At 38.1% G+C, this 26629-nt stretch carries 22 protein-coding genes; 18 read left to right on the plus strand and 4 right to left on the minus strand.

The genetic code is table 11. From position 1 onward, the window contains the following. Positions 1 to 91: 91 nt before the first annotated feature. From FHG85_RS05145 to FHG85_RS05155, 3 genes are read left to right on the plus strand one after another with little or no spacing between them, the layout of a single operon-like run. Positions 92 to 610 (plus strand): hypothetical protein, encoded by a 519-nt coding sequence (locus FHG85_RS05145; protein ID WP_173073653.1) that lies wholly within the window; start codon positions 92 to 94, stop codon positions 608 to 610. Further along, the gene (locus tag FHG85_RS05150; RefSeq protein WP_262886949.1) at positions 603 to 1712 is read left to right on the plus strand and encodes an alanine racemase; all 1110 of its coding nucleotides are present in this window, start codon (positions 603 to 605) and stop codon (positions 1710 to 1712) included. Before FHG85_RS05145 ends, FHG85_RS05150 begins: the two co-directional genes overlap by 8 nt. After that, the gene (locus FHG85_RS05155; RefSeq protein ID WP_173073658.1) at positions 1702 to 3036 is read left to right on the plus strand and encodes a M64 family metallopeptidase; all 1335 of its coding nucleotides are present in this window, start codon (positions 1702 to 1704) and stop codon (positions 3034 to 3036) included. Before FHG85_RS05150 ends, FHG85_RS05155 begins: the two co-directional genes overlap by 11 nt. 83 nt (positions 3037 to 3119) lie before the next feature. Here FHG85_RS05155 and FHG85_RS05160 read toward each other — a convergent pair whose 3' ends face one another. Together FHG85_RS05160 and FHG85_RS05165 are read right to left on the minus strand one after the other, a co-directional pair. Next, the gene (locus tag FHG85_RS05160) at positions 3120 to 5285 is read right to left on the minus strand and encodes a SpoIIE family protein phosphatase (protein WP_173073660.1); all 2166 of its coding nucleotides are present in this window, start codon (positions 5283 to 5285) and stop codon (positions 3120 to 3122) included. Between the two features lie 62 nt (positions 5286 to 5347). Continuing rightward, positions 5348 to 7279, minus strand: a complete 1932-nt coding sequence (locus FHG85_RS05165) for an ATP-binding protein (protein WP_173073662.1) — start codon at positions 7277 to 7279, stop codon at positions 5348 to 5350. 173 nt (positions 7280 to 7452) lie between these two features. Between FHG85_RS05165 and FHG85_RS05170 the strand changes: the two genes are divergently transcribed. The 4 genes from FHG85_RS05170 to FHG85_RS05185 all read left to right on the plus strand — a co-directional run bounded on the left by FHG85_RS05170 (position 7453) and on the right by FHG85_RS05185 (position 11079). After that, positions 7453 to 8577, plus strand: coding sequence for an ABC transporter substrate-binding protein (locus FHG85_RS05170; RefSeq protein WP_173073664.1), 1125 nt, complete (start codon positions 7453 to 7455; stop codon positions 8575 to 8577). 137 nt (positions 8578 to 8714) lie between these two features. Then, positions 8715 to 9035, plus strand: coding sequence for a DsrE/DsrF/TusD sulfur relay family protein (locus FHG85_RS05175; protein WP_173073667.1), 321 nt, complete (start codon positions 8715 to 8717; stop codon positions 9033 to 9035). 14 nt (positions 9036 to 9049) lie between these two features. Continuing rightward, positions 9050 to 10066, plus strand: a complete 1017-nt coding sequence (locus tag FHG85_RS05180) for an iron ABC transporter permease (protein WP_173073669.1) — start codon at positions 9050 to 9052, stop codon at positions 10064 to 10066. Further along, on the plus strand, positions 10066 to 11079 hold the full coding sequence (locus FHG85_RS05185; protein WP_173073671.1) for an ABC transporter ATP-binding protein: 1014 nt from the start codon (positions 10066 to 10068) through the stop codon (positions 11077 to 11079). The genes FHG85_RS05180 and FHG85_RS05185 overlap by 1 nt, the downstream gene beginning before the upstream one ends. A 12-nt stretch (positions 11080 to 11091) precedes the next feature. Here FHG85_RS05185 and FHG85_RS05190 read toward each other — a convergent pair whose 3' ends face one another. Further along, complete coding sequence (locus tag FHG85_RS05190) at positions 11092 to 11913, minus strand: amidohydrolase (RefSeq protein WP_220429236.1); 822 nt, start codon at positions 11911 to 11913, stop codon at positions 11092 to 11094. Further along, positions 11867 to 12703, minus strand: a complete 837-nt coding sequence (locus FHG85_RS05195) for an aminotransferase class IV (RefSeq protein ID WP_173073673.1) — start codon at positions 12701 to 12703, stop codon at positions 11867 to 11869. The genes FHG85_RS05190 and FHG85_RS05195 overlap by 47 nt, the downstream gene beginning before the upstream one ends. Before the next feature lie 860 nt (positions 12704 to 13563). Between FHG85_RS05195 and FHG85_RS05200 the strand changes: the two genes are divergently transcribed. The 11 genes from FHG85_RS05200 (at position 13564) to FHG85_RS05245 (ending at position 26605) form a co-directional block, all read left to right on the plus strand. Further along, positions 13564 to 14148 carry a hypothetical protein gene (locus FHG85_RS05200; protein WP_220429237.1) on the plus strand — a complete coding sequence of 195 codons (585 nt, stop codon included), beginning with the start codon at positions 13564 to 13566 and terminating at the stop codon, positions 14146 to 14148. Positions 14149 to 15205: 1057 nt separating this feature from the next. Beyond that, complete coding sequence (locus FHG85_RS05205; protein WP_173073677.1) at positions 15206 to 16507, plus strand: hypothetical protein; 1302 nt, start codon at positions 15206 to 15208, stop codon at positions 16505 to 16507. 1090 nt (positions 16508 to 17597) lie between these two features. Then, positions 17598 to 18089 (plus strand): hypothetical protein, encoded by a 492-nt coding sequence (locus tag FHG85_RS05210; protein ID WP_173073680.1) that lies wholly within the window; start codon positions 17598 to 17600, stop codon positions 18087 to 18089. Beyond that, the gene (locus tag FHG85_RS05215; protein WP_173073682.1) at positions 18052 to 18705 is read left to right on the plus strand and encodes a CHAP domain-containing protein; all 654 of its coding nucleotides are present in this window, start codon (positions 18052 to 18054) and stop codon (positions 18703 to 18705) included. Before FHG85_RS05210 ends, FHG85_RS05215 begins: the two co-directional genes overlap by 38 nt. A gap of 4 nt (positions 18706 to 18709) precedes the next feature. Continuing rightward, complete coding sequence (locus FHG85_RS05220) at positions 18710 to 19309, plus strand: hypothetical protein (protein WP_173073684.1); 600 nt, start codon at positions 18710 to 18712, stop codon at positions 19307 to 19309. Positions 19310 to 20130: 821 nt separating this feature from the next. Next, on the plus strand, positions 20131 to 21474 hold the full coding sequence (locus FHG85_RS05225; protein WP_173073687.1) for a glycoside hydrolase family 19 protein: 1344 nt from the start codon (positions 20131 to 20133) through the stop codon (positions 21472 to 21474). 7 nt (positions 21475 to 21481) lie between these two features. Beyond that, positions 21482 to 21805 (plus strand): hypothetical protein, encoded by a 324-nt coding sequence (locus tag FHG85_RS05230; protein WP_173073689.1) that lies wholly within the window; start codon positions 21482 to 21484, stop codon positions 21803 to 21805. A gap of 266 nt (positions 21806 to 22071) precedes the next feature. Continuing rightward, positions 22072 to 22188 (plus strand): SH3 domain-containing protein, encoded by a 117-nt coding sequence (locus FHG85_RS13200; protein ID WP_220429238.1) that lies wholly within the window; start codon positions 22072 to 22074, stop codon positions 22186 to 22188. A gap of 1389 nt (positions 22189 to 23577) precedes the next feature. Next, on the plus strand, positions 23578 to 24495 hold the full coding sequence (locus FHG85_RS05235) for an ATP-binding protein (protein ID WP_173073691.1): 918 nt from the start codon (positions 23578 to 23580) through the stop codon (positions 24493 to 24495). 68 nt (positions 24496 to 24563) lie between these two features. Beyond that, the gene (gene hcp, locus FHG85_RS05240; protein WP_173073693.1) at positions 24564 to 26210 is read left to right on the plus strand and encodes a hydroxylamine reductase; all 1647 of its coding nucleotides are present in this window, start codon (positions 24564 to 24566) and stop codon (positions 26208 to 26210) included. A 68-nt stretch (positions 26211 to 26278) separates the two neighbouring features. Continuing rightward, positions 26279 to 26605, plus strand: coding sequence for a cupin domain-containing protein (locus FHG85_RS05245; RefSeq protein WP_173073695.1), 327 nt, complete (start codon positions 26279 to 26281; stop codon positions 26603 to 26605). Positions 26606 to 26629: the final 24 nt, after the last annotated feature.

Genomic DNA, 26629 nt, shown 5'->3' on the forward strand with positions numbered 1-26629 from the left:
TACAATTATTCCGTTTTTTTAGAACAATTTGATGCTTTTTGAACTATTTTTGAAATGATAATCAGTTTATGATAACTTAAATAGAAAAAATATGTCACTCGATGTTCATGTTAAGCCTGCAAAAAGCAAAGGACATATCGAGATATTCCTTTTGCACTTTGTGTTGATGCTTATTGCAATGTTTGTGTTTCTTGCGCTTATTATCCTAATTGGAGGCGATTTTCAATGGTCTGTATTTTGGAAATATTACATAACCTTTATACCTCTAACGGTAATCTTGCCAATTATAGTGGCAATTACCACATCGTTATCCTATAAACGTGTCGATATTCATATCGCTCCAACTTCCCATGTCAACATTGATAGGCTAAAAGACTTTTTATTTAGTGAAGACTATATCATTGTTGAGAAACGAGAGAATTTTATGCAATTTATCAGGCATAAAACCATCCCTCGATTTCTTAGCTTAAACTTCGATAAACCAACTATTACCATTAATGATGATGAGGTGGTTGTTAATGTTTTAAAAAGATTATCGCTAGTTCTTTTACCCCAACTTACTATGGGGAAACGTTTTATGTTAGAAAGTGAATATAAGAGTAATGATTAGTGATTATCCCTTCTTACTAGTCGATATTGAGAGATGTGAAAGAAATATAGCGGATATGGCCATTAAGGCCAAGAATGCAAAGCTGAGTTTTAGGCCGCATTTTAAAACACACCAAAGCAGAGCTATAGGGCGTCTTTTTAAAAAATACGGGGTCGATAAGATAACCGTTTCATCTATAGGTATGGCTGAATACTTTGCTAGTGATGGTTGGTGTGATATAACCATTGCATTCCCATTTATCCCTCATACGGCTGAGAGAGTAAACGCTTTAGCTGAAAAAATCAACCTAAACCTAATTTTTTCCTCTCCGCGAAATCTTTTGGCTGCGCTCGATGTGATTAGTGCAAAAATTGGTGTTTTTATTGAGATAGATGTTGGTCAGAACCGGTCGGGTATTCTGCCTGAGGATACGCGCACCCAAGCGTTGATGCTTAATTTGATTGCTGATAAATCAAATTTCTCTTTCAAAGGATTTTTAACACATGCTGGACATTCTTATAGCGCTAGAGGTAAAAGTGAGATAGAGAAGATTCACACCGAGGCATTAACCCGTTTGGCTAAGCTACGTGCCTTTTGGAAGGAGCAATATCCAGACATAATTATCTCATATGGGGATACACCAACATGCTCCGTTGCAGATGATTTCTGGGGAATAAGCGAAATTCGTCCTGGTAACTTTGTCTTTTACGATACGATGCAGCTTGGAATAGGTTCTTGCAATGTATCGCAAATAGCGGCAGCACTTATTGTGCCTGTTGTAGATGTGTACCCCGAAAAACAAAAGCTGATTGTTCATGGGGGAGCTGTTCATCTCTCAAAAGAGAAAACAGCTATTAATGGTATCGACTGTTATGGATTAGTTTCGCGTTTTAACAACAAAGTATGGGACGAGCCTACACCTGGTGCCTATGTGAAATCATTAAGCCAAGAGCATGGAATAATTCAATATGAGAATGGCAGTTTGGATGACTTAAAACCAGGCGACCTCCTAGCCATTCTTCCAGTACATAGCTGTTTGACCGTTGATAGTATGGGAGCAATGTACGATTTTGATGGTAATGTATATGATGTCCTTTCTAAAAATAATAATCATGAGGCGTAGTTTTTTATTCATAACAATACTATTTGTTGCATTTTCTGCTTACAGTCAGACTGATGATGGAAAGATAGATTTTGACAAGTATTTTCAAAATAAGACCATGAGGGTTGACTATCTTCATTCAGGCACATGGAATACTGAAACATTTAGCCTTTTTGGAGTTAAGAACGATGGTGAATGGGGCGGGCGTGTTGAAGTTTTGAATGACCCTTATAATTTAGGCCTTTATGCCTTTGATATTGTTGATGACGAGACTGGTAAGGTGCTTTATACCCAAGGTTTCTGTAGTGTGTTTGGTGAGTGGCAAACCATAAAAGAAGCACGTGAAACGAATAAAACCTTTGAGGAGAGTATTCGTTTTCCATGGCCTAAGAACAGGTTTCGTTTGGTTATGCGAAAGCGCGATAGTACAAATACTTTTAAGATAGTTTGGACGGAAACCATTGACCCCGAGAACTACTCAAAAACCAAACATGTTTCCCCTAGTGTAAAAGTGCGATACTTGCTAAAAAATGGTAAGCCAACCCAAAAGGTTGATATAGCAATTCTTGCTGATGGTTACTCAGTTAACGATACCGCTAATTTCACTAAAGATGCCGAACGTTTTGTGAGAGAGTTTTTCTCCGTAGAACCTTTTAAGAGCAGAAAGTCAGACTTTAATGTTGTAGGTATTTATACCATATCTCCAACAAGCGGCATAAGGCTTCAACGCGATAACTTTTACCCCTCAAATATTTTAGGTTCATCATATTATACTTTTGGTATTGAGAGGTATGTACTTACAGAGAGGGAGTGGACTGTTAGAGATTTTGCTTCGGCAGCACCCTATGATTTTCTTGTCATACTTCTAAATTCTAATAAGTATGGTGGTGGAGGAATTTATAATTTATACATAACCGCATCGGCAAAATCTATTAGCTCTGGATATGTAATGGTCCATGAGATGGGACATCATATTGCGGGTCTTGCCGATGAATACTACACAAGCGAAGTTGCCTATCAGGTTTCGCCACCCAAATATGAGCCTTGGGAATTCAACGTTACCGCACTCCTAGATTCCGATAACCTTAAATGGAAAAACCTGGTTGACCAGGGTACTCCTATCCCAACACCATGGGAAAAGGAAGAGTATGAGGCAAGTGGCAGGCTCAATAAAAACGACAAGTTTTTTGGAAAGGTGGGGGCTTTTGAGGGAGCTAGCTATTTAAGTAAAGGAATGTACAGGCCAGAGATTGATTGTATTATGTTTTCACATTCTAAAAAATTCTGTAAGGTTTGCAATAATGGTTTAAATTGCGTAATTGATTTGTATGTTAGTGGTAATTAGAGCCCTAAAGCCAGGATATTATTTATTTTTTAAAGATAAGGTAGATTGCTGGTTTCTAACCAATTGGATGAGGATTTTTTTTGTTAGCTAACTTTTATTCCTAGAATCGTTACGTCATCAACCTGGATATTATCTCCTTTCCAGTTTGAGAAGTGTTCAATAAGGTAATCTTTTTGTTTTACCATGGGAAGATGAGCAATTTCAATTAGCAGGTTACGAAACTCTGTAAGCCTATATTTTTTCCCTTTGGGGCCTCCAAACTGATCAGTAAAGCCATCGGTAAAAATGTAAATAATATCGTCTTTCTCAAGCTGAATGCTATGAGTGGTAAAAGGCTCGTTGTTGGCCTTATAACCAATCGATTGCCTTTCTCCCTTTACTTGATAAAGGGTATAGGCTTCGTTTTGACTAAGAATAGTGTTTGACACGGCTTTGGCTCTAGTCTTTCTAACTACATGCAAAAAGATGTTTGCTCCAGCAAATCTTACCTCTTTTGTTGGTATTGAGAAACTGCAAAAGGCAATATCCATTCCGTCAAATATTTCGGAACCTTCCTTTTGCTCAAACGACTTGTTGAAAAGCTCGTTAAGGTTTTGCAGTACATCGCTTGGGTTGCTCTCCTTTAGCTCATTAACAATCTGGTTCAAACCAAACATCCCTATTATACTCATGAATGCTCCTGGAGCGCCATGCCCAGTACAATCGGCTATGGCAAAAAGAACCTGTTTTTCAACCTTTTTAAACCAGTAAAAATCCCCGCTAACGAGCTCCTTAGGAATGAAAATCAGGAACGATTCATCAAAATACTTGGTGGGCATTTCAGAGGTTTGGAAAATGGCCCGCTGAATACGTTTTGCATAGTTTAGACTATCGTTTATATCCCTGGTTCTTTGTTCAAGAAGATTTTTTTGGCTCTCAATCTTTTTGTTTTGTTCGGCCAATAGTTGGTTTGCCTTCTGTTTGTTTCTATATGCGTTGTACGATAATACGAAAAGAGTAAGGAGGAAAACCACAAAGGCTATTAACATTGCTTGCCTAAAACGCGATTTATTAAGCAACGACTCGTTCCGTAAAAGTACTTCTCTTTGCTCCTGTATCTCTTTTTCTTTTTGTCTAATGGTTGCAAGGTTCTCAAACCTGTTTGCTTCGCTAATTTTTTGAATGTTGTAAAGGCTATCGGTAATTGAGATATATCGTTTTATATATTGATGCGCCTTGCTTATATTTCCATTCTTCTCTTCTATAATGGAAAGCTCTCGAAAAACTTGTCGCGATATATTGCTCAGACTTAAGTTCTTAGCATCTTTTAGACATGCCTCAAAAACTGTTTTGGCTTCATTATAGTCTTTCTGTTTTGAGTATGATTTTCCAAGTAGTAGCAATGAATTGATTTTGCCAATTTTATCACCAATTTTAGTCTGTTTTTCAATTACATTTGAGATTATTGTGATGGCCTGCTCCGTTTTATTTTGATTCAGTTTATACTCTGCTTCAAGGGTTTTGCTTCTTAGGTATTCCTTGGTGTATTTTGATAAGTATAACCTTGCTTTCTTTAAATCTTGTTCAATTCGTATATACCTCTTTTGTCTTAAATGATTTGCGGCAAGGGCAATATAAGCCTTTCCGATAAGGAGGCTATCGTTGTATAGGCTACAAAATGCTATAGCATTTTCAAGATAGCTTTTAGCTGTGGCAAAATTTCCAAATTCTGTATGAATAATTCCTTGAGAGATATAAATACGTCCCAGGTTTAGGGTATCGTTAAGCTGCTTAAAAAAGTTAATGGCATTTATGTTGATTTCTATTGCATCGTTCAGCTTTCCCAATTCCACCTCCACTTCGCTTAACGTAGACAAATACCAGCTTATTTTAGCAGAATCCTTAATGGCTTTACTGTACTGATAACCAGAACGCAAATACTCCGTTGATTCAAAGTATAATCCTTTAGCAAGATGAATCTTGGAAAGTAATCTATACGCCTTTTCTAGGTAATACTCACTACCAATGTTAAGTCCCTCAACTAGTGCTTGGTTGGCCTCAATTAGGGCATTATCAATATCGCCTTTTCTTAGCAGGTATTCCGATTTATGAATTAGCGTTTCTAGTAGTTTAGCTTTTTGGTTGAGCTTCTCAAATTTTTGAATTTGTTGATTGAAAAAAAGTAGGGAATCTTTTTCATTATAGGCAAAGCTATATTGTAGAAGGCCCAAAAGTAGTAGAACTAATATATGCTTAAGTTTAATAATCATTGTTGTTGTTAGTATTGCGTTATAAAAATATACAAATTTTCAGTTTTAGATAGGTAGCTAAACTAGAATAATTTGTTTAGCTCATTTAAAAGCTCTTTTGCAGCTATAGGTTTTGTTAAGTAAGCCGACGCTCCTGCTTCCATTGCTCTCTCTTTGTATTCATTTAAAGTGAACGCCGATTGTACTATTATTGGGATGTTGGGATAAGTTTTTTTTAGCTCAGCTATTAGCTTTAACCCGTCGTCGTCGGGTAGTTGTATATCAATTAGCGCTGCATCAAAATGTTCTTTTTGGGACAGCTTAATGGCTGTGTTAAAAGATGTTGCGGAAATACATTTTGCATTTAAAAATGATAGCACATCATTTAGGTAGGTTAGGTTGGCTTCATTGTCTTCAACAACAAGAATGGTTCTGTTTGCCGTTTTGTTAGTGTCTGCATTTTTGTTTGTAGGCAGTTGTTCAACGTTTGGAAGTATTAATGGAATGGTGAAGTAGAAGGTTGAGCCTTTCTCTGGTTCCGATTCCACTCTGATTTTACCTCCCATCAGTTCAACTAATCTTTTTGAAATGGCAAGACCAAGACCAGCACCGCTAAAGTTTCTGCGTGGTGAGTCGTCGACCTGACGGAACCGCTCAAAAATAGCATCATGTAAATGTTTTGGTATCCCAATTCCTGTATCTCTTACAAAAAATTCAATGGTGGCGTTGTTTGGAGTTGAGTAGCCAATAGTTATACTCCCTTTGTTAGTGAACTTTACTGCATTGTTTATAAGGTTAAGCATAACCTGTCGTAACCTCTCGCTATCGGCTAGAATATGAGTAATATTTGTGTTGAAGTCGATATTCCTAATAATTGAAATGTCCTTTCTCTGCCTCTTCTTTTCGTTAATGGCATATTGATGCAGCTCAGTAAAAAGTTCACCTATGTTTACTGCTTGCCTACGTATTGAATAGATTCCTGCCTCAATCTTTGAAAGTTCAATAATATCATCAATTAGTGTGAGTAGTAATTGCCCATTACTTGTTAGATAGTCGGCATAAACTTTCTTTTTTTCAGAGCTAATGTTTTCTCGAGTAAGAAGCTCTGAGAATCCAATTATCGCGTTAAGAGGTGTTCTAATTTCGTGGCTCATATTGGCCAGAAATGCCGATTTTAACCGGTCCGATTCTTCAGCTTTCTTTTTGGCAAGTTGAAGTTCAAATTCCCTCTCGCGCTGCACTATTAGCTGCGTAATTAGTTTTGAAACAAACTCCAGTACTTCAAGGTCGTTTTGGTTGTAGGCATTTACGTTTCGGTAGTTCTGTACGGCAAGAACTCCTATGGTTTCGTTTTTAGTTTTAAGCGGTACGGCCATCCAACAAAGCGCTTCAGGACCAAAAAAGTTTAGCTTATGCTTTCTTTTTATGCTAGTAATTTGCTGCTTATCGAGTATAACGCCCTTACCTCGATGAGCAACCCATAGGGCAAACGTGTTTCCGCGTGGATAGCTCGCCGAAATCTGATGCGTATCGCTTAGGTATGCTAAATTTAGCTGCTGACCGCTTTTGTCAAATAAAACAAGGTATATATTTTGTGCATCAAAAAGTTTATTGAGTTCGGCCTGCATTTGCTTGTAAAATGTCTCGGGAGATGAACTTTCAACTTCGGCCGATGATAGCTTAATAAGAATTTGATTTACCTTTTCAAGTTTAACAAGTTTAGTAACATCATCTATTTTAACTAAAAAAAAATCTGGCTCAACAGGTTTAACAGTTGCTTTAAGTATGAATTCTTTATTTTTATGTGAATGGCTAAAGAGCGATGTTTTTTCTTTATTTGAAAGAGCTAATTTTAAATTAGGGAACAAATCATCTAATTTGCTTTCCGTTGTTATTTTTTTATTTGCTAAAATCACTACCGATGGGCTATAGCTCAATATTGTTCCATTTTTATTAATAAGAAGCATATAGCCTGGATAGTCAGCAATATCTATTTTATTAGGATAGTTTTTCATGTGTAAAAATGATATCAATTTCAATATACTAAGATAGCGTTTTTTTATTAAGCCGTTCTGTTAAAAGTGTTTGGCTTTTATTTTGGTGTCGGTTGAGTGTTGTAGAAATAAAAAGGTACAAAATGCTTTATTTCTTGATGTGTTTAATAAATTTGCGAGAAAAAGTGTTTAAAATGAGAATACGGTATATCATTTTTGCCTTTACTTGTTTGCTATTGGCTACTTCGTGCAACCATTCTTCAAAAAAGAATGCGGTAGAGCACAGTAGGAAAAATGCGGAGTATGCTGTAGGTTTTGATTTTGAGGAGTCCGACTCAAAAATAAAAGTTAGCGTTAAAAGCAATTCAAACAATATAGCTGATGTTCAAACGTATTGGCTTACACACGATAGTTCTAGGAGCGATAGCGATAATATAATTACCATTCCTGTAAAACGGGTTGTTTGCATGTCGTCAACTCATGTGGGATATATTAGCGAGCTGCTATCCGATTCTGTTATTGTAGGTATTTCTGGAACACAATTTGTTAATAATTCGCGAGTTTATAGCCGAGTTGAGAAAGGTGAGATAGCTGAGGTGGGGTATGGTCAAACATTAAACTATGAGCTTTTGAGCAAGCTGAAACCTGACGTAGTATTTGTTTTTAATGTTAATGGTGAGGCTACCTCGTATATTGAAAAGATGCGGGAGTTAGGTTTAAAAGTGGTTAGTGTTCCCGACTTTCTAGAGAATAGCCCTTTAGGTCGCGCTGAATGGATACGTTTTTTTGGCCTATTCCTTGATAAAAAAGATTTGGCTGATTCTATTTTTAGCTCGGTAAAAAATAGTTATAATCGGTTTAAGCTAGTTGCAAATTCCGAAATAAACAACAAGATTGTTTTTCTTAACTTACCTTATCGAGATATTTGGTATTTCCCAGGTGCCGATAACTATTTTGTGAAATTTATAGATGATGCTGGAGGGAAATATTGTTTCCAAGAGATAGAGGGAGTCTCAAGCTATCCAATGAGCACCGAGGTGGCTTATAAAGTAGGACTTAATAGCGATATTTGGTTAAATACAGGTGATGCAAATTCGTTGAATGATATTGAACAAGTTGATAAACGATTTACAAATTTCAAACCTTACCAAACGGGCGAGGTGTATAACAATAATAAACGTATTGGGAAAGGTGGAGGAAACGACTTTTGGGAGTATGGGGCAGTACATCCAGAACTTATTCTTAGAGACATCATTAAAATTATTCATCCAGACCTACTACCATCCGATACCTTGTTTTTCTATCAGAAGTTAAAGTAATGGGTTAGGACATTTTTGAGTTTCATATATCGATATTAACCAGCATTTCTAAGATTATTACATTTGGATAACAACGATTTTAAATATGTAAATTGATACCTATCTTTGACAGCTATAAATTTTAAACTTTGCTAACCATGAAATTTGGAATTATTCTAGAAACTAAGGAGCCTGAGAAGGCATGGAATGCGTTTAGATTTGCAGTTGCATCGCTAAAGAAAGGGCATCAGGTAAAAGTTTTTCTTATGGGCGAAGCAGTTGAGTGTCAAGGATTGATATCTGGAAAGTATAATGTTGATGAGCAAATGAATTCGTTTGCCGACAATGGGGGTGAAATTTTAGCTTGTGGTACATGCCTAAAGACTAGAAGCATGGATGGAACTGAGCTTTGCCCTATTTCAACAATGAACGATTGTGTTGAACTGGTTGAGTGGGCCGATAAGGTTATTAATTTTTAAGTAATAAAGTAAACGTGCAACAGCGTAGAAACTTAATATTATTTGTTTTTCTAACCTTAAGTGTTTTAATTCTTTCGTTTCTTAGCATATTGCTTGGTTCTGTATCGGTGCCTTTTTCCGATGTGATTAATTACCTTTTAGGTGGCAATATAGAAAGTGCCAATAGCTCTATTATTCATTTTTTTCGAGTACCTAAAGTTGTTTCGGCAATTCTTGCTGGTTCTGCTTTAGCAGTTAGTGGCTTGCAGATGCAAACCATTTTTCGTAATCCTTTGGCTGGACCATATGTGTTAGGAATTAGCTCTGGTGCGAGTTTGGGGGTTGCAACTGTTCTTATGGGAGCATCTGCCTTTGGTATTTCGTTCCTTGGTGGGCAAATCAGCGTGGTTTTTGCTGCACTTGCTGGCTCTTTTCTGGTGTTGCTTCTCATTTTAAGCGTTTCATTGCGGGTTAGGGATATAATGACCTTGCTCATCCTTGGGATGATGTTTGGCGCTGCGGTTTCTGCCATTACAAGTCTACTGCAATATTTTGGAAGTGAGTCATCTCTTAAGAACTATGTTATCTGGACCATGGGAAGCCTTGGCGGAGTTGGGCGCGAAAAGCTATGGCTATACTCTTTGTTGGTTGGTTTAGGATTGTTACTCTCAGTAATATTTGTTCGTCCCTTAAATGTTATTGCAGTTGGTGAGGCTTATGCTCGCAATTTGGGCTTTAATGTAAAACGCGTTCGCTTTCTAATATTTCTCTCTACTAGTGTCCTTGCTGGTGCTGCTACTGCATTCAATGGCCCTATTGCTTTTGTTGGGATTGCTGTTCCTCATGTTGCGAGAATGCTATTTCGTACATCAAATCATGCTGTATTGTTACCTGGTTCTGCTTTAGCTGGTGCCGCAACTCTTTTGCTTTGCGATATTTTGGCACAGCTACCGGGTTCGGCTATGGTGCTGCCTTTAAATTCTATTGCTTCTTTGATGGGAATACCTATCGTAATTTACATTGTGCTTAAAAATAAACGTATTGTAAGCTAATGGGGCGGGTGGTTATTGACATAAAAGGATTAATACCTGGATATGTAAACGGAAGTGGAGCCAGTTTTAAATATCCTGCTCTAAATATTGTTGCGCTAAACAATGAGCTGATTGCCCTTGTAGGACGAAATGGAGTGGGGAAGAGTACGCTATTAAGGACCTTATCACGTTTGCAACCTGCGTTGAGTGGTAATGTCTACATCAATGGGGTGAGCACAAACACCATTTCTCATTCAGAATTTGCAAAGCTGGTTAGTTTTATCCCGTCGGAACCAGCCCATGCGTCGCATACAACAGTTTATGAGTTTGTTGCTATGGCTCGATATCCATATAAGGGTTGGTTTGAAAAGCTTCGTGCCGATGACCATGAAATGGTTAAAAAAGCAATTGGTGCGGTTGGGATGTGGAGCTATTGTAACCGGTTTATCGATAATTTAAGCGATGGTGAACGACAGCGTGTAATGATTGCTTTTGCTATTGCTCAGGATACTCCCATAATTATTATGGATGAGCCAACTGCTTATCTTGACCTTCCAAACAAATTTGAGGTTATGCGTTTGCTCCGTGAGCAGAGCGCTAGTGGTAAAATAGTGATAATATCTACTCACGATTTGCAAACGGCCTTTGGCCTTGTTGATACTATTTGGTTGATGCTGCCCGATGGTATACGTGTTGGCGCTCCCGAAGATATTGTACTTTCTGGTAGCTTAAATAGGCTGATGGATAGCACCTCGGTTACGTTCGATATTAAAACAGGCCACTTTGTTTATAAGCATAATACTAGGAAAAAGGCAAGCATTGTTGGAGCCGATTCGCATGTTAAACGATGGACTGCTCATGCTCTTCAACGTTTAGGATTTGAAGTTCAGCTCACCGAAAACTGCTCATCTGATATTTGTGTTCAAGTGGTAAAGCAGGAAGGTAAGGTGCAATGGATTCTAGGTACTACCGATCGTAATCCAACATTCGATTCAATAAGGGATTTAACAATCTATCTTAAAAGCAAAATCTGAAAAGCACTTTGGCTAATCGATAATTTTGAACCTATCGGCATCAAGATGTACTGGAAAACCTTCGCGTATTCGGTTAAGGTGTTCCAAATCAATATCAGCATAAATAATTTCTTTCCTATTAGGTTTTGCTAGTGCGATAAGCTGCCCCATGGGGTCAAGTATTTGCGAATCGCCAGTGTGGTTAAATCCATTACCATCAGTACCCACTCTATTGCAAGCAGCAATATAAGCTTGGTTTTCAATGGCACGTGCAACTAGTAATGAGTTCCATGCATATCGCCTACGTTCGGGAAAATTGGCAACAAGCAGCATAAGGTCGTAATCGTTTTGATTGCGTAACCAAACAGGGAAACGAAGGTCGTAGCAGACAGCAAGCATTATTCTCCAGCCCAAGTATTCAACAACTACTCTATTTTCACCTGCAGTGTAGTGCTTATCCTCGTTGGCCATTCTAAAAAGATGGCGCTTGTCGTATATGTCAATTTTTCCAGTTGGATGCGCAAAAACCATACGGTTATAGAATTTACCTTGATGCTCAGCAATGTGGCTCCCCACTATTGCAAAACCATGTTTTTTAGCCTGCAAAACCATCCATTCCACAGTTTTTCCAGGGTATTTCTCAGCAAGTTTTTCGGGATTCATGCTGAAACCAGTTGTAAACATCTCAGGTAGTAAAACTAGGTGAGTCCCATTTTTGATCTCGGCAAGAATACTTTCAAACTGTTCAAAATTCCTTGTTGAATTTTCCCAGTGTAAATCGCTTTGTATTACTGCTATCTGCATACCTTTATCTCCAATTTTTTTGGCAAGTGTTAACCATCTTTTCGTACTCATCAGCAATCTGGTAAATAATTCCTGGAATTTTGCTAAGGTTTATTGAGTCAATTTTACTAACAGGCAAAACACCAGGCGATGTCCCTGTAATAAAACATCCCGATATGTTTCCAATTTCGTTAATGTTAAGACATTTAAATTCAAGTTGTAAGCTGTTTCTTTTACAGATGTCTACGACTTTTTGCCTTGTTATCCCTCCTAGTACAAGGTGGTCGGGTGCTGTAATTACTTTATTGTTTATAATAAAAAAGACGTTTGAACGGCTCCCCTCTGTAATATTTCCATTATGATCAACCAAAAGCACTTCGTAGCATTGTCCTGTGGTAAGTATTTCGTTTGCAATTGCTCGAAGAGCCTTATTTTCAACTTTTATGGTTGGGTTATATCTCTCTGCTTCGAGGGTTTCAACATAAACTCCTCTCTGCTTTTCAACTTCTGACGGGTAACGCGATGGTATAAAGTATATGAGTAGAACGCTTTCTATACTTGTTGTAAATTTCTGATAATAGGTTACTCTTAGGTTTTTCTCTTCAACAGGATTCGATTTAAGCAGCATTTTTATTGATGCAATAACCTCATCAGCCCTAATGTTGTTATATCCCATAGAGGCAGCAGAGTGCATAAACCGTTTTAAATGCTCCTCAATAAATATAGGGGTTGACTGCTTAACACGTATTACCTCATAAATAATATTCTCGCCCTCAAGCAAATCGGTACTGAATTGCTCAAGTGGCAGAACCTCTCCATTCAAGCAAAAATATTTTTCCGATAAATCAGCAGGGAAATTCATATCACTCTTTTTTCTGCAAGAGCAAAAGTAAACTTATTTTTATCATAAGCGACCAATAAATCTGGCCGATTTCTTAAATTTTATGTAAACAGTTCTGGACTTGCACGGTGAAATAAAGGATAAAGTTTAAAGGATAAAGGATAAAGATTCAAGATTTAAGATTTCAGATTTCAGAATTTTCCGGCGAAGACGGATAAAGATTCAAGATTTAAGATTCAAGATTTCAGAATTGTCTGGTTAAGACGGATTCAAGAATTGCCACATGAAATTCCGATACTTCCGAATGTTTCCGAGTCATTCCGAGTCATTCTTTTAAATTCCTCTAACTTCTTCTAACATCCTTTAACTTCTTCATATTCCCCAGTTTAGCCAAGGCTGTAAAAAGCAATAAACGAACCATGTTCGGCGGCGGTTGCACCGCCGTCGGACTATCAGCAGCAGAGTTTATCCCGCAAAGCGGGACTGCGCCTGAGCTTCCACTTGTTCGCGTCTTCTGCGCCCTTGTTCCCCCAGTTCGAGGGGGATTTGTGGTAAACCCGGAGGACTACCTATATTCCAGCGCACGCAACTACGCAGGATTAGATTCAGTTATAGATGTAATTACCGTAGACATACGGTGGAAAACGTACAATTAGCTAAATTTACCGGGCAGAGCCCGAAGAGATAGATTCGACTGAGGCGTATAGACTCAGCCGAACGGGGAATCTATTAAACAAGGCCAGTTAATCGGATGCACTGGAAATACTGGAAATGAAAAAAAGTTTTTAGAATGGAGATGCCATTTACATTTACAAATTTATATTTAACAACTGGTACAAAAGTTAATCCAAATAAATTTTTAACTACTAAATTTATATACAATGGTGAATATGAATAAATTATTTGACTGGTTGCTGATTGCTATCTTGTGTTCAAGTTGTACAATTGAGCAAGATTTAACAAGTTACGATTCTATCAGCAAAGAAGAAATTAAGATAAACAACAAACAGATTGCAATTAATAACAATCCAAATGATGTAATTAAAATTTTTGGGGAAAATTATACTCATAAAGTTAAACGTGTTAAAGAATTATTTTCAGGAGAACTAGAAGATTCATATCCATTATTTTATTATGATTATGATTTTAAAGGTTTAAATATTAATTACTTTTCATATGATGAAAACGGTGCAAAATATTTAAACTATTACTTGATTACAAATGATAAATATATATTATCCATAAGGAATCAAAAAATCAAAATAGGAGACAATATTTCAGTTTTAGAAACTTTATTTCCAAAAAGTTTTCTTATAATGAAGAAACAATTAAATAAAACTAAATCAAATGTATTTATGCATGTTTTTATTAAAGATTATGACTCTTATTTATTACTTTTTGAAATTGAATATTCCACCAAAAAGATAAAATCAATAACTATACAGAACATGGATAATACTGATTAATAACTCCAGGTAGTATGGAAGTTTTTCTATATATGCATAAAAAGCAAAATGGAAAAACATGCTTTAATTCCCCAGTTGAGCCAAGGCTGTAAAAAGCAATAAACGAACCGTGTTCGGCGGCGGTTGTGCCGCCGTCGGACTATCAGCAGCAGAGTTTATCCCGCAAAGCGGGACTGCGCCTGAACTTCCACTTGTTCGTGCGAAACTTCTTTTGAACAAGTGCGCTCCTCTTCTCGCTTGTGCGTATTTTGTAATCCATTCGTATACCACTGCCGCTCAGCAAAGCAAACCCGGCATAAAAGCCTGTTCGGTCAATGGGTCGTGGGCGGGTCGTTGCGTGGGATAAAGAAAGCGGTGCTGTTTGAGCCATGCCGCAGGCATGGCGAGTTGCGCCGCGCAGCAGACCCTACCACGGGGTACCCATCGGGTAGGGCTTTTCAGCCTTGATCTTTTGCTTCTTTTGCATCAAGGCGAAAGAAGGGAAAAACAAACGTGGCTTCGGCAGGCTCGGCATGACATTAATTCAAGATTTAAGATTCAAGATTTCAGAATTTTCCGGCGAAGATGGATTCAAGGCTGTGTCCGGCTTAGACGGATTCAAGATTTGTCCAGCGTTGACGGATTCAAGAATTGTCATATGATCTTCCGATACATTCCGAATGTTTCCGAATCATTCCGAATCCTTCTTCCTTCCAAGGACCCCTCCAAACCTCCCCTGAGAGGGGAGGCTTAACTCCCCTCTCCTTTTCAGGAGAGGGGCAGGGGGTGAGGTCAAAAAAATTCGAAACTCCAAAATCTAAAAACTAAACACGGTTCTTCCGAATCCTTCCGATTATTTCCGAATCGTTCCGAATCATTCCGAATCATTCTTTTAACTTCCTCTAACTTCATTATTTAACTTCCTCTAACTTCCTCATATTTTCCACCAGATCCGCCACACCTTCAGTGAGAAAAATTTTGTATTTTTACCCCAAGGCACAACCGGCAACCTTATGGACTACCCAACCACACCGGCGCTAGCCGACAGGTACACCGCCCTTATCAAAACCCAGTTTCAATGAAACCCCGTGCTGAGCGAGCTCCAGCGAAGCGAAGCGCGCTGGTTGAATTAATCCCGCTCCACGGCGGGAGTGACCTCATACACAACCCCCAGTCCACCACCGGGCTCTTCGATGGTATGGAGGAGGGGGCGATGTTTATGCTTGATGTAAAGAAATCATTAATGTCGTTACGCTTATACAAGAATTACCAAATTAGTTTAGTTATTGATAGCAAAAAAATTGGAGCATTAACACCTGGTGAGAAATTTTTCAAATATGAAATTCAAGATAAATTATTTTTAATATATGAGAAAGCCGGTAAATTTTCTAATATAAATATTGAAAAGACAGAAAAATATTCAAATTTTTATGATGCTACTATGTATCAAATCAAGTTAGGTGATTTTGGGTTAATTAACTGTTTATCAGAAAAAGATAGAGATATAATATATGATTTTTTGTCAGGTAAGGAAAATCATTCTGTACTTTTTGGAAGTGAGACATTGAAGATAAATGAAAAAGTTTATACTTGTGAACGGATATACAGAGATATTGAAGAAATAGAGGCAGACTTAATTAAGAAAAACGTTTATTATAAAGAATTAAACGAAAAAGAACGCTTTATATTGTATTTGCCATTGAATATGTGGTACAGAGGCTATTATTATGCAAGTGTATTTATGTATAACTGGCTTACAGGAGGTGGAGATATTCAGATGGATGAAGAACTCTTTAAATTTATAGATTCATGGCAATTATTAAAAGAAAGGAATGAAGAATATTTAAGCTATGTTGAGAAGAATAAGAATAGAAAGATAGAAATAGATTTAGAAGATGATAAATTTAGATTATATGATTTAAATGATTTAAGGGGAAAAATATTAAATGAAAAAGTTAAATTAGAATTAAGTTTTGAAAATATTAATAATTGTAAAAATTATGTTATAGGTGACTTAAATTTTGGTAACTGTAGTGTTGCGGAAGAGGATTTTGTATTTGATATAAACAATCCCCATAGTACTTCATTTGGTTCAGTTAGTTATAGATATTTTTTTGAAGGAGAATATGATCCACAAACAAGAACAATTATTGTAACAAAAGTATGGCAGGAAATAAATGATAAATTTAATTTTGATGGCTTACAGCCACTTGGTGCATGGTCGAGAAGTATATTTGAACCAATGGAGCCAATAAGTCATGTTTCAGTGTTAGAAGATAAGTATAATTATTTTAACGACACATTTAGATCCTTTCATTATAAAACAGGGATTGGTAAAGATTTTGAAATTAAAGTGAAAAAGAAGTTAACAAGTTTATAAAAATGATTAAATTATATGAAAATGCAGTGGAGTATAGATAAAAATGAATTTTAAAGTTTTTCTTATAAACTTTTATTTTTGATAATCTTTATTTTATTTTTGTGTTTAATTTTAGAACATATTAGTTTTACCGATCAATATTATTCTTTTTTATCAATATAATGTGCCAATTTCAAAAGATGTAATTCTAAAGTATATTGAAAAGGAGTATACTCCATTTGCTTTTGATGCATTTTCATCTTTATTTGGATTATTTTGGTCTTTAATTAATACTATATTTTACTTTATAATTCCATTAGTAATTTTTTATTCAATAAAAAATTAAAATTTATATCTATAAACTGTTCGATATATTTAATTTAATAATAATTATTAATATATTATTTAATCCTGGATGGGATTATCTAGGTGATGCAGGTCTAATTTTTCCTGTTAAAAATCTTGCCATAATATTATTTACATTACTCATTATAATACGAATTCTACAATATAAAAAATTTAAAAAAATAGAAACAACAATAAATAAATCCCCCAGTTGAGCCGAGGCTGTAACTATATTAAAAGCACATTGGGTTGGGCGTAGGTTAGCTAAGCGTACCCGCTTACAACTATTCTTTCAGGCTGTGCCTGAGTTCTTTGTTGTTTTATGTTGAGCCAAGGCTGAAAAAAGCAATAAACGAGCGTGTTCGGCGGCGGTTTCACCGCTGGCGTCCCGCCATCACAGATTTTTAACGATTGATGTTACAAACTGCATAGAAAGGCAAATCCCGGCCTAAAAGCCCAACCCGGCAATGGGTCGAGAGCGGATCGTAGCTAGGGGCCTGTGCAAGCGACACTGTCTGAGCCACGCCGCAGGCGGGGCGAGTTGTGTCGCGCATGCAGAGACACTCTCGGGGTACCCGTCGGGTAGGGCTTTTGAGCCTTGATCTTTTGCTTTAAGACAAAAGAAGGGGTGCAGCCGTGCTCTCCCGCACCATCGCCCACTGCCTGTCCCGCTGGCGGGAAGCTGGCGCATGGAGTTTTTAACCTCCGCCATACCTTCAGTGAGAAAAATTTTGTATATTTACCCCAAGGCACAACCGGTAACCTTATGGACTACCCAACCACACCGGCACTTACCGACAGGTGCACCCACCTGATCAAACGCAGTTTCAATGAAACCCGCGCTGCGCGAGCAGGCGCGAGGCGAAGCGCGCTGGTTGAATTAATCCCGCCCCATGGCGGGAGGGACCTCATCCATACCCCCCAGTCCACCACCGGCCTGTTCGAAGGCATGGAGGAAGGGGCGATGAAAGTTAATGCTGATGTTGAAATAAAAGATATTTTAGATGCTATAAGAAATGCAAATGAAGCAGGAACTGAAACTTGTGTAATTAAGAAGTATGGTGTCGAGAATTTCTTTATTGATTATAATTTTAAACTATATGGAGATGAAGAAATTAAAATATCAGTTCTAAAATATAATTATTCAGAATTAAATATTAAAGTTTTAAAGAAGGAATGTAATATCTATAAAGGTGGTGATAATTATCATTTTGGAGCATATGGAAGTTTTACAACTTTTACCTTTTGGAGATTATAATGGAAACACAATATCAAATCTTTTGGTAATAACAGTTGAAGATAAAGATGCTGATAATATTGAAAATTATTTATTTGGCGCTACAATAAGTGCTGCTCTATCTGAAATTGAAGAGTTTCTTGGAACTGATTATGAACAACAGCCTGGTAGTTTAAGATATGATACAACTGAACAGGCTTTAGAAAAAATGGACTGTTCCGAATTAGTCGCACGCTTTTTACAGAAAGTTTGTGGTTTAGAGGAAGTTCCACATCCATTTTATACATCTTTGATGTTAAGTAGCATGAGGGATGGAAGGTTCGATAGTTTCTTACAGCACGTAAAGAATAGTGAAGAAGAAGATTTTAAGGATATTAGACCAGGGGATGTTTTCCTATGGAGTAGAAGCTCTAGTGACGGGCATACAGGGGTTGTTGTTTCTTATGATAAGGAGACAGACAAAGTAACAGTCATTGAAGCCATTGGAAGTTTAGGGGCTTCCGAAGAATCACTTTCAAAAGACCTTGATGGTTATTGTAAAAGTTGTATCCGAAAATCAATATATACAAGAACCGGAAAAGCTTTATATAAACATGAAGGTTGGAAAGGATATTTTAGACCAGTAACTACTAAATAAAACCATGAAAAAATATTTAATTATACTTATGATAGGTGTTTTTGGTTCAGGTAAAGCACAAAATAATGAATCACCTATTGACTTCTTTTCTTTAATTAAAAACCCTGAATATGTATGGACAACTACATATAGTATAAAGAAAGAAGATGATGTTACAGTTATATATTATGAATTTTACATGAAGGATGTACAGGTCGGGCAAGGGTGTATTTATGCAATTTCAAAACAATTTCCTGAGAAATGGACAAAAGATGCAGTTCAAACCCCTAAAGGAGAGTGCAATAATAAGAAAGATTATAAGCCTCTTTTTTATATAAATTGCGCAGCAAGTAGACTTTTTACAAAAGATAAAGAGAGACTAGTTAAAGAATTTGATATTTATACATTCTTTGTAGATAAGACTGATTTAGAAGGCCCATTTAAAGAGACTTCAGAATCTGGTAGTGCTGTATATTATAATGAAAAAACTGATAGCAAGGTTATTATTTATAAATACGAATCAGGCAAATGGGTCGAAATAGAAAATCAGAAATTGGGAGATGAAATACCTAGAACTTTTGGGAAAAAGTATATAAAAAAAATAGCAATGGAGAAAATCCATTAATACCCCGCTCACGCGGATTTACCTTCCTTATTCATGCGCTTCTTTTTTGGACGCGTGTGTTTTTCTTCTCGCTCACGCGTATTTTGTAATCCATTCGTATACCACTGTCACTCAGCAAAGCAACCCTGGCCTAAAAGCCCGACCCGGCAATGGGTCGATAGCTGATCGTAGATAGGGACCTGTGCAAGCGACACTGTCTGAGCCACGCCGCAGGCATGGCGAGTTGCGCCGCGCAGCAGACCCTACCACGGGGCACCCATCGGGTAGGGCTTTTGAGACTTGATCTTTTGCTTCTTTTGCATCAAGGCAAAAGAAGGGAAAAACAAACGTGGCTTCGGCAGGTTCGGCATGGCATTAATTCAAGATTTCAGATTCAAGACTTGTCCGGCATTGACGGATTTCAGACTTGTCCGGTGTTGACGGATTCAAGATTTGTCCTGCGTTGACGGATTCAAGAATTGTCATATGATCTTCCGATACATTCCGAATGTTTCCGAATCATTCCGAATCCTTCTTCCTTCCAAGGACCCCTCCAAACCTCCCCTGAGAGGGGAGGCTTAACTCCCCTCTCCTTTTCAGGAGAGGGGCAGGGGGTGAGGTCAAAAAAATTCGAAACTCCAAAATCTAAAAACTAAACACGGTTCTTCCGAATCCTTCCGATTATTTCCGAATCGTTCCGAATCATTCCGAATCATTCTTTTAACTTCCTCTAACTTCATTATTTAACTTCCTCTAACTTCCTCATATTCTTCCACCAGATCCGCCACACCTTCAGTGATAAAAATTTTGTGATTCTACCCAAAGGCACAACCGGTAACCTTATGGACTACCCAACCTCCCCGGCGCTTGCCGATAGGTACACAGCACTAATCAAAATCCAATGGGAGCTCATCCACAACCCCCAGTCCACCACTGGGCTCTTCGACGGTATGGAGGAGGGGGCGCTATCTTCTGAATTTAAGGGCACGCCAGTTGTATTCTTGGGTGATACAGCTATCAGAAAAGAAAGATTGTTTATTTATAGCGATACCTCGAAAACCGTAAAAGTAAAATTTGAAACAGCAGATACCTCTAAAACTAAAGTCGCATTTCAACTTATAATCACCACAGAACCAAATAATATCAAACTGCCCTATCCCAAAACCGGCTGTGACACTTTAGTATTCAATGAGATAAAACAAATACGGCTGGATTCTATTCCAAATGGGAAATATACCCTCACGTGCAAGGTAAAAGTAAAAACGTTAAAGAATAAAAAAGAGGTAGAAAGTGAAAAGGTATTTACAACCAATTTCTTTATAAGGACGAAAAAACTTGAAATAACGACAGAGCTGTTGAAAAGCATTTTCGCAAATAATCCAGATACTGCCAGGTTGGGCCAAGTAGCCAGGGCAATAAATAAATATTCAGAAGAGTTTGGGATAGTAAACGTTAATCGGATGAGTCATTTTTTAGGGCAGATAGGAGCTGAAACAGGAGAATTAAAGAATTTAAAAGAAATACCTGGATACACACAGAAAAACATATATGACAATTGTTTAAAGCCGAATTTAAGAAACAGCTCAAAATCAACAACTGGCAAAACATTTAAATATTGCGATTTTGTTGAAGGGTATAATTGTTTGGATATAAATTCGGCCAAATGCTCTGATGATCCTAAAAATGCTGCAGGGCATGGTGACTGTGACTCATGCATACCTGTGCCATTCGATGGTAATGGTTGTACTTGGACATGGCTTAAATTCGATTCTTTATATAATATAAAGTCGAGCTATAACGGGACAGTTATATTTGATTACTGGTATGGTTGCCGAATGGGCAATGGTCCAAAAAGTTCTCGAGATGGCTCAACATACATGGGAAGAGGCTTCATACATTTGACAGGAAAAGACAACTATAAAGTTTTGTCCAATGAATGGAACAAAATTTATCCTGATGATAAAAAAGAGTTTCATGGAAAAGATATAAATTTGTTAGAAACTGATGTGGAAATAGCTATAAAAGCAGCAATGATTTATTGGAAGTATAAAGGATTAAATGAAATTGCTGATAAAGGAACATCTCCAACAATAGTGGAGAAGATCGGGAAAAAAGTAAACGGCGGAGATAACGGAATTACCTACAGAAAAAATTTAACCAATTCGGCAGTGAATAATTTAAAATAAACGAGAGATGAAAAACATAGTTATAATACTTCTTCTATGCAACATTACAGGATTGCATGCACTAGTTTATGAAGGTACTAGACTTTCATTGATGCAAGGTATCTGGCATTGTTACATTAATGATGAAAAAAGTATCTTTAAAATAGTAAAAGACAAGAATTGTTTAGAATTTACGTATGAGCCTTCTGATAGTTTAGATTTTACACTTTTTGATATGATGATCGGCTTTCAGAATTTAGTCACTGAAGAAAATGAATTGATTTCTTTTAATATTGACAGTTTAAAAGAGGAAGGGTTGCATTATACTGAAATTATTGATAAAAAGACATAGCAGATGATGGAAATATTAATAAATCATTTTGCATAATTCCTTCCTATTACGAATGCGATGGCACAACATTATCAATTAATGGTGGTAAATTATTTGAATATATTAAAATAAAAAAGCTTCCATATAAAGCCCTAAAAAAAATATACTATCGAGGAAAGATTGATAATAGAGATTACACAAAAGAATATTTAGATTTAGAAGTTGCAGAAATAGAAAAAGATGAAATTACTTTATATGATGAAAAAAAGAATAAAACCTTAGAAAAATTGAAAAAAGGAGATGTGATAGTTATTTTAGAAGAAAAGGGCAAGTGGTTAAGAATTGAATATAGCGATGATTATAAGCAAGGATGGATAAGAAAAGAAGACATCAATATGAAATAAGTTGTATTATTAAGTTTCTTTGTTTACCAACTTATATAATCTCCCACAGCCGAAACCCATCACCAGCGCTTCGCTGATGGGCTTTATGCCCTTCAGCAAGCAATTTGGCTAATCATCAAGAATTGATCGCCTACCCTCCTATCGCCAGGAAGGACCAGGTACTTTGCACTTTTGTACAGCTAACCTGCACCAGCCACTGCCCCCTTTGGCCTAAAAGCCCGACCCGGCAATGGGTCGGGAGCGGATCGTAGATAGGGGCCTGTGCAAGCGACACTGTCTGAGCCACGCCGCAGGCGGGGCGAGTTGTGTCGCGCATGCAGAGACGCTCTCGGGGTACTCATCGGGCAGGGCTTTTGAGCCTTGATCTTATGCTTCTTTTGCATCAAGGCAAAAGAAGAGGGATGCCTGTTGGCAGCAGCAGCTTAAAATTAGCTGCAGGGAACCGTGCCTACCCTTCTATCGCCAGAAAGGACTATATACTTTGCACTTTTGGGCAGCTAACCTGCACCAGGCGCTATCCCTTTGGCCTAAAAGCCCGACCCGGCAATGGGTCGGGAGCAGATCGTAGATAGGGGCCTGTGCAAGCGACACTGTCTGAACCACGCCACAGGCGGGGCGAGTTGTGTCGCGCACGCAGAGACACTCTCGGGGTACCCATCGGGTAGGGCTTTTGAGCCTTGATCTTTTGCTTCTTTTGCATCAAGGCAAAAGAAGGGAAAAACAAACGTGGCCTCGGCAGGCTCAGCATGACATTAATTCAAGATTTCAGATTCAAGACTTGTCCGGCATTAACGGATTCAAGACTTGTCCGGCGTTGACGGATTTAAGAATTGTCCGGCATTGACGGATCCAAGATTTGTCCTGCGTTGACGGATTTAAGAATTGTCATATGAACTTCCGATACATTCCGAATGTTTCCGAATCATTCCGAATCCTTCTTCCTTCCAAGGACCCCTCCAAACCTCCCCTGAGAGGGGAGACCTAATTTTTAAGTTAGATAACACTATCTGTATTCCCCTCTCCTTTTCAGGAGAGGGGCAGGGGGAGAGGTCAAAAAAAATCGAAACACCAGAAGCTATAAACTAAACACGGTTCTTCTGAATCCTTCCGAATATTTCCGAATCATTCCGATTCATTCTTTTAATTTCCCCTAACTTCCTTTAATGTCCTGAAAACTTTTTATTCCTTCTATATATTTCCCAATATTCCATCAGCTAAGCCAATATTGCTATTTAGAATAAGTTTAAACAAATTGATAAATATCAACCTAAATCCACTAAAAATCTGCACAAATTGTAACATATGTTACAATTTGTGGAGTGTGGGTAATCTACTTTTGTATCAGAAAAATTAATCAACCCAATTTGAAAACAACAAATACTAAATGATATGAAACGCGACATTATTACAATTGACAGGGATAAGTGCAACGGATGCGGGCTTTGTGTTAGCGGGTGCCACGAAGGTGCTCTTCAGCTAATCGATGGAAAGGCCGTTCTAATTAGCGAGCTAATGTGCGATGGGCTAGGTGCTTGCATTGGAGAATGTCCCGAGGGTGCTATAACCATTGAGCATCGCGAGGCTGAGCCATACGATGAGGTTCATACCATTAGCAAAATGGTGGCCAATGGTAAAAATACTGTTATTGCTCACTTGAAGCATTTGAAGGATTACAACGAGAAGGAGTACCTTCGCCAGGGTGTTGAGTGGCTTCTTGCAAATAAAGATAACCTATCATTTAGCGTTGATGAGGTTCTGCAAGCTGTTCACAATCACTCAAAGGAGTCTTGCGGGTGCGGTTCAAACCAGCCAGAACCAAAAGTAAAACCTCAAGCCATGCACCATCATGGCGGTGGGTGTCCCGGTTCTGCTGCTCGTCAGTTTGCTCAAACCAATAGCAATACCGATAGCATGGTAACGGGCAAATCGGAGCTTACCCATTGGCCTGTACAGCTACATCTTATCAATCCACATTCGGGACATTTTCGAGGTTCAAACCTATTACTTGCTGCCGACTGTGTTGCCTTTAGTTTAGGGAATTTTCACAGCCAATACCTGAAAGGTAAAACATTGGCCATAGCTTGCCCAAAACTTGATAGCAACAAGGAATCATATATCGAAAAGATTACTGCTCTTATTGATGATGCACAGATCGACACCATTACCGTAATGAAAATGGAGGTTCCTTGCTGCGGTGGACTTTTACAAATTGCACGTATGGCCATGGAAAGAGCTACTCGTAAAGTACCAATTAAGATGATTACTGTTGGTATTCAGGGTGATATACTTGAAACGGCTTGGGTTTAACAAGATGAATTCAATTATCAGATAATAATCAATTTAACTACTAACTTTTTATTAAAAACTTTTCAATTATGAGCATGTTTTGTTATCAATGTCAGGAAGCAGCCAAAGGTACTGGTTGCACATTGAAAGGCGTATGCGGAAAATCCGATGACCTTTCTAACATGATGGACCTACTTCTTTTTGTAACTAAAGGAATCTGTGTTTATAGTAGCGCTTTGCGTGAGCAAAAAGGATATGAAAACCCTATGGTTAACAAGTTTGTGTTTGATAGCCTATTCACAACTATTACAAATGCCAATTTTGATAAAGCGGCTATTACACGTAGGGTAACTAGAGCTATTGAGGTTCGTAACATGCTTCGCGATGAGGCTGCCAAACAGGGCGTTAATGTTGATACCTCTTTTGAGGGTTGCACCTGGGAGGGCAAACCTGAGGAGTATGAAGCAAAATCAACTACTGTGGGCGTTCTTAGAGAGTCGAATGAGGATATCCGTTCGTTGAAAGAGCTTATTACTTATGGTGTAAAAGGTATGGCTGCATACGCTGAGCATGCTTATAACCTTGGTTTTGAGGATACAGAGGTTTACGCTTTCATGCAGAAAACCATGGCCGACATTACACGCGATTTAAGTGTTGATGAGCTTGTAGCTCTCACCCTTGAAACAGGTAAGTACGGTGTTCAAACCATGGCGCTTCTCGATAAAGCAAATACCACTAACTATGGTAACCCAGAGATTACCAAAGTTAACCTGGGTGTTCGAAATAATCCTGGCATCCTGATTAGTGGTCACGACCTTAAGGACATGGAAGAGCTTCTGGCACAAACCGAAGGAACAGGTGTTGATGTTTATACTCACAGCGAGATGCTACCTGCAAACTATTACCCTGCTTTCAAAAAGTACAAGCACTTTGTGGGTAACTATGGTAGCAGCTGGTGGCACCAACGCGAAGATTTCGAATCGTTCAACGGGCCTATCCTTTTCACCACAAACTGTATAGTTCCACCACTTGCAAATGCCAGCTACAAGGATAGAATCTATACAACCGGTGCAGCCGGTTTAGAAGGTGCAACCCATATTCCCGACAGGGAAAATGGGAAACCCAAAGATTTCAGCGCTATTATTGAACATGCAAAACGTTGCAAGCCACCTGTAGAAATTGAGAAAGGTGAGATTGTTGGTGGTTTTGCCCATGAACAGGTGTTTGCACTGGCCGACAAGGTTGTTGATGCTGTTAAATCTGGGGCTATCCGTAAATTCATTGTAATGGCTGGTTGCGATGGCCGTATGAAGGACCGTAACTACTACACCGAGTTCGCCCAAAAACTTCCTAACGATACCGTTATTCTTACCGCAGGATGTGCTAAGTATCGCTACAACAAGCTACCTCTTGGCGATATAGGCGGTATTCCACGTGTACTCGATGCTGGCCAGTGTAACGACTCATACTCGTTGGCAGTTATTGCCCTTAAGCTAAAGGAGATTTTCCAGCTTAACGATATTAACGAGTTACCAATTGCCTACAACATTGCATGGTACGAGCAAAAGGCTGTTATTGTTCTCCTTGCCCTTCTTTACCTTGGTGTGAAGAACATCCATTTAGGCCCAACTCTACCAGCATTCCTTTCGCCTAACGTGGCTAAGGTGTTGGTTGAGAACTTCGGAATTGGTGGAATTACCAATGTTGATGAAGATATAAAGCTAATGGTTGGATAGTATTAATTGTCTGGCTGGTAATTTGCCAGCCAGGCATTTTTCTTAACTTTAACAAAAATCAAAAGAGTATGACTAACGAATTTCCAAAAGGACAAAAGTTCAGCTTTGTTAACGAGGTTGATTACAGTAGTGGCGGAATTGTGAGTAAGAATGTTTTAAAACGCCCAACTGGAAACATATCGTTGTTTGCCTTTGATAAAGGCGAGGGTTTAAGCGAGCACACTGCACCCTTCGATGCAATGGTTCAGGTTATAGAGGGCAAAGCACGTATTATTATTGGTGGCATACCTCACGATTTAGTTGCTGGAGAAACTATAATTATGCCTGCAAATGTTCCCCATGCCCTACAGGCAACCGAACAGTTTAAAATGGTGCTTACCATGATTAAAGAATAAATCTTCTTTTATTATCTATGTTTC

This window comes from Tenuifilum thalassicum, assembly GCF_013265555.1.
GTDB lineage: Bacteria > Bacteroidota > Bacteroidia > Bacteroidales > Tenuifilaceae > Tenuifilum > Tenuifilum thalassicum.

Bases quoted from the DNA above. Each gene is read 5' to 3' on its own strand.
- FHG85_RS05145 (WP_173073653.1), top strand. From the start codon at position 92: ATGTCACTCGATGTTCATGTTAAGCCTGCAAAAAGCAAAGGACATATC.
- FHG85_RS05150 (WP_262886949.1), top strand. From the start codon at position 603: ATGATTAGTGATTATCCCTTCTTACTAGTCGATATTGAGAGATGTGAA.
- FHG85_RS05155 (WP_173073658.1), top strand. From the start codon at position 1,702: ATGAGGCGTAGTTTTTTATTCATAACAATACTATTTGTTGCATTTTCT.
- FHG85_RS05160 (WP_173073660.1), bottom strand. From the start codon at position 5,285: ATGATTATTAAACTTAAGCATATATTAGTTCTACTACTTTTGGGCCTT.
- FHG85_RS05165 (WP_173073662.1), bottom strand. From the start codon at position 7,279: ATGAAAAACTATCCTAATAAAATAGATATTGCTGACTATCCAGGCTAT.
- FHG85_RS05170 (WP_173073664.1), top strand. From the start codon at position 7,453: ATGAGAATACGGTATATCATTTTTGCCTTTACTTGTTTGCTATTGGCT.
- FHG85_RS05175 (WP_173073667.1), top strand. From the start codon at position 8,715: ATGAAATTTGGAATTATTCTAGAAACTAAGGAGCCTGAGAAGGCATGG.
- FHG85_RS05185 (WP_173073671.1), top strand. From the start codon at position 10,066: ATGGGGCGGGTGGTTATTGACATAAAAGGATTAATACCTGGATATGTA.
- FHG85_RS05190 (WP_220429236.1), bottom strand. From the start codon at position 11,913: ATGAGTACGAAAAGATGGTTAACACTTGCCAAAAAAATTGGAGATAAA.
- FHG85_RS05195 (WP_173073673.1), bottom strand. From the start codon at position 12,703: ATGAATTTCCCTGCTGATTTATCGGAAAAATATTTTTGCTTGAATGGA.
- FHG85_RS05200 (WP_220429237.1), top strand. From the start codon at position 13,564: ATGGTGAATATGAATAAATTATTTGACTGGTTGCTGATTGCTATCTTG.
- FHG85_RS05205 (WP_173073677.1), top strand. From the start codon at position 15,206: ATGAAACCCCGTGCTGAGCGAGCTCCAGCGAAGCGAAGCGCGCTGGTT.
- FHG85_RS05210 (WP_173073680.1), top strand. From the start codon at position 17,598: ATGGACTACCCAACCACACCGGCACTTACCGACAGGTGCACCCACCTG.
- FHG85_RS05215 (WP_173073682.1), top strand. From the start codon at position 18,052: ATGGAAGTTTTACAACTTTTACCTTTTGGAGATTATAATGGAAACACA.
- FHG85_RS05220 (WP_173073684.1), top strand. From the start codon at position 18,710: ATGAAAAAATATTTAATTATACTTATGATAGGTGTTTTTGGTTCAGGT.
- FHG85_RS05225 (WP_173073687.1), top strand. From the start codon at position 20,131: ATGGACTACCCAACCTCCCCGGCGCTTGCCGATAGGTACACAGCACTA.
- FHG85_RS05230 (WP_173073689.1), top strand. From the start codon at position 21,482: ATGAAAAACATAGTTATAATACTTCTTCTATGCAACATTACAGGATTG.
- FHG85_RS05235 (WP_173073691.1), top strand. From the start codon at position 23,578: ATGAAACGCGACATTATTACAATTGACAGGGATAAGTGCAACGGATGC.
- hcp (WP_173073693.1), top strand. From the start codon at position 24,564: ATGAGCATGTTTTGTTATCAATGTCAGGAAGCAGCCAAAGGTACTGGT.
- FHG85_RS05245 (WP_173073695.1), top strand. From the start codon at position 26,279: ATGACTAACGAATTTCCAAAAGGACAAAAGTTCAGCTTTGTTAACGAG.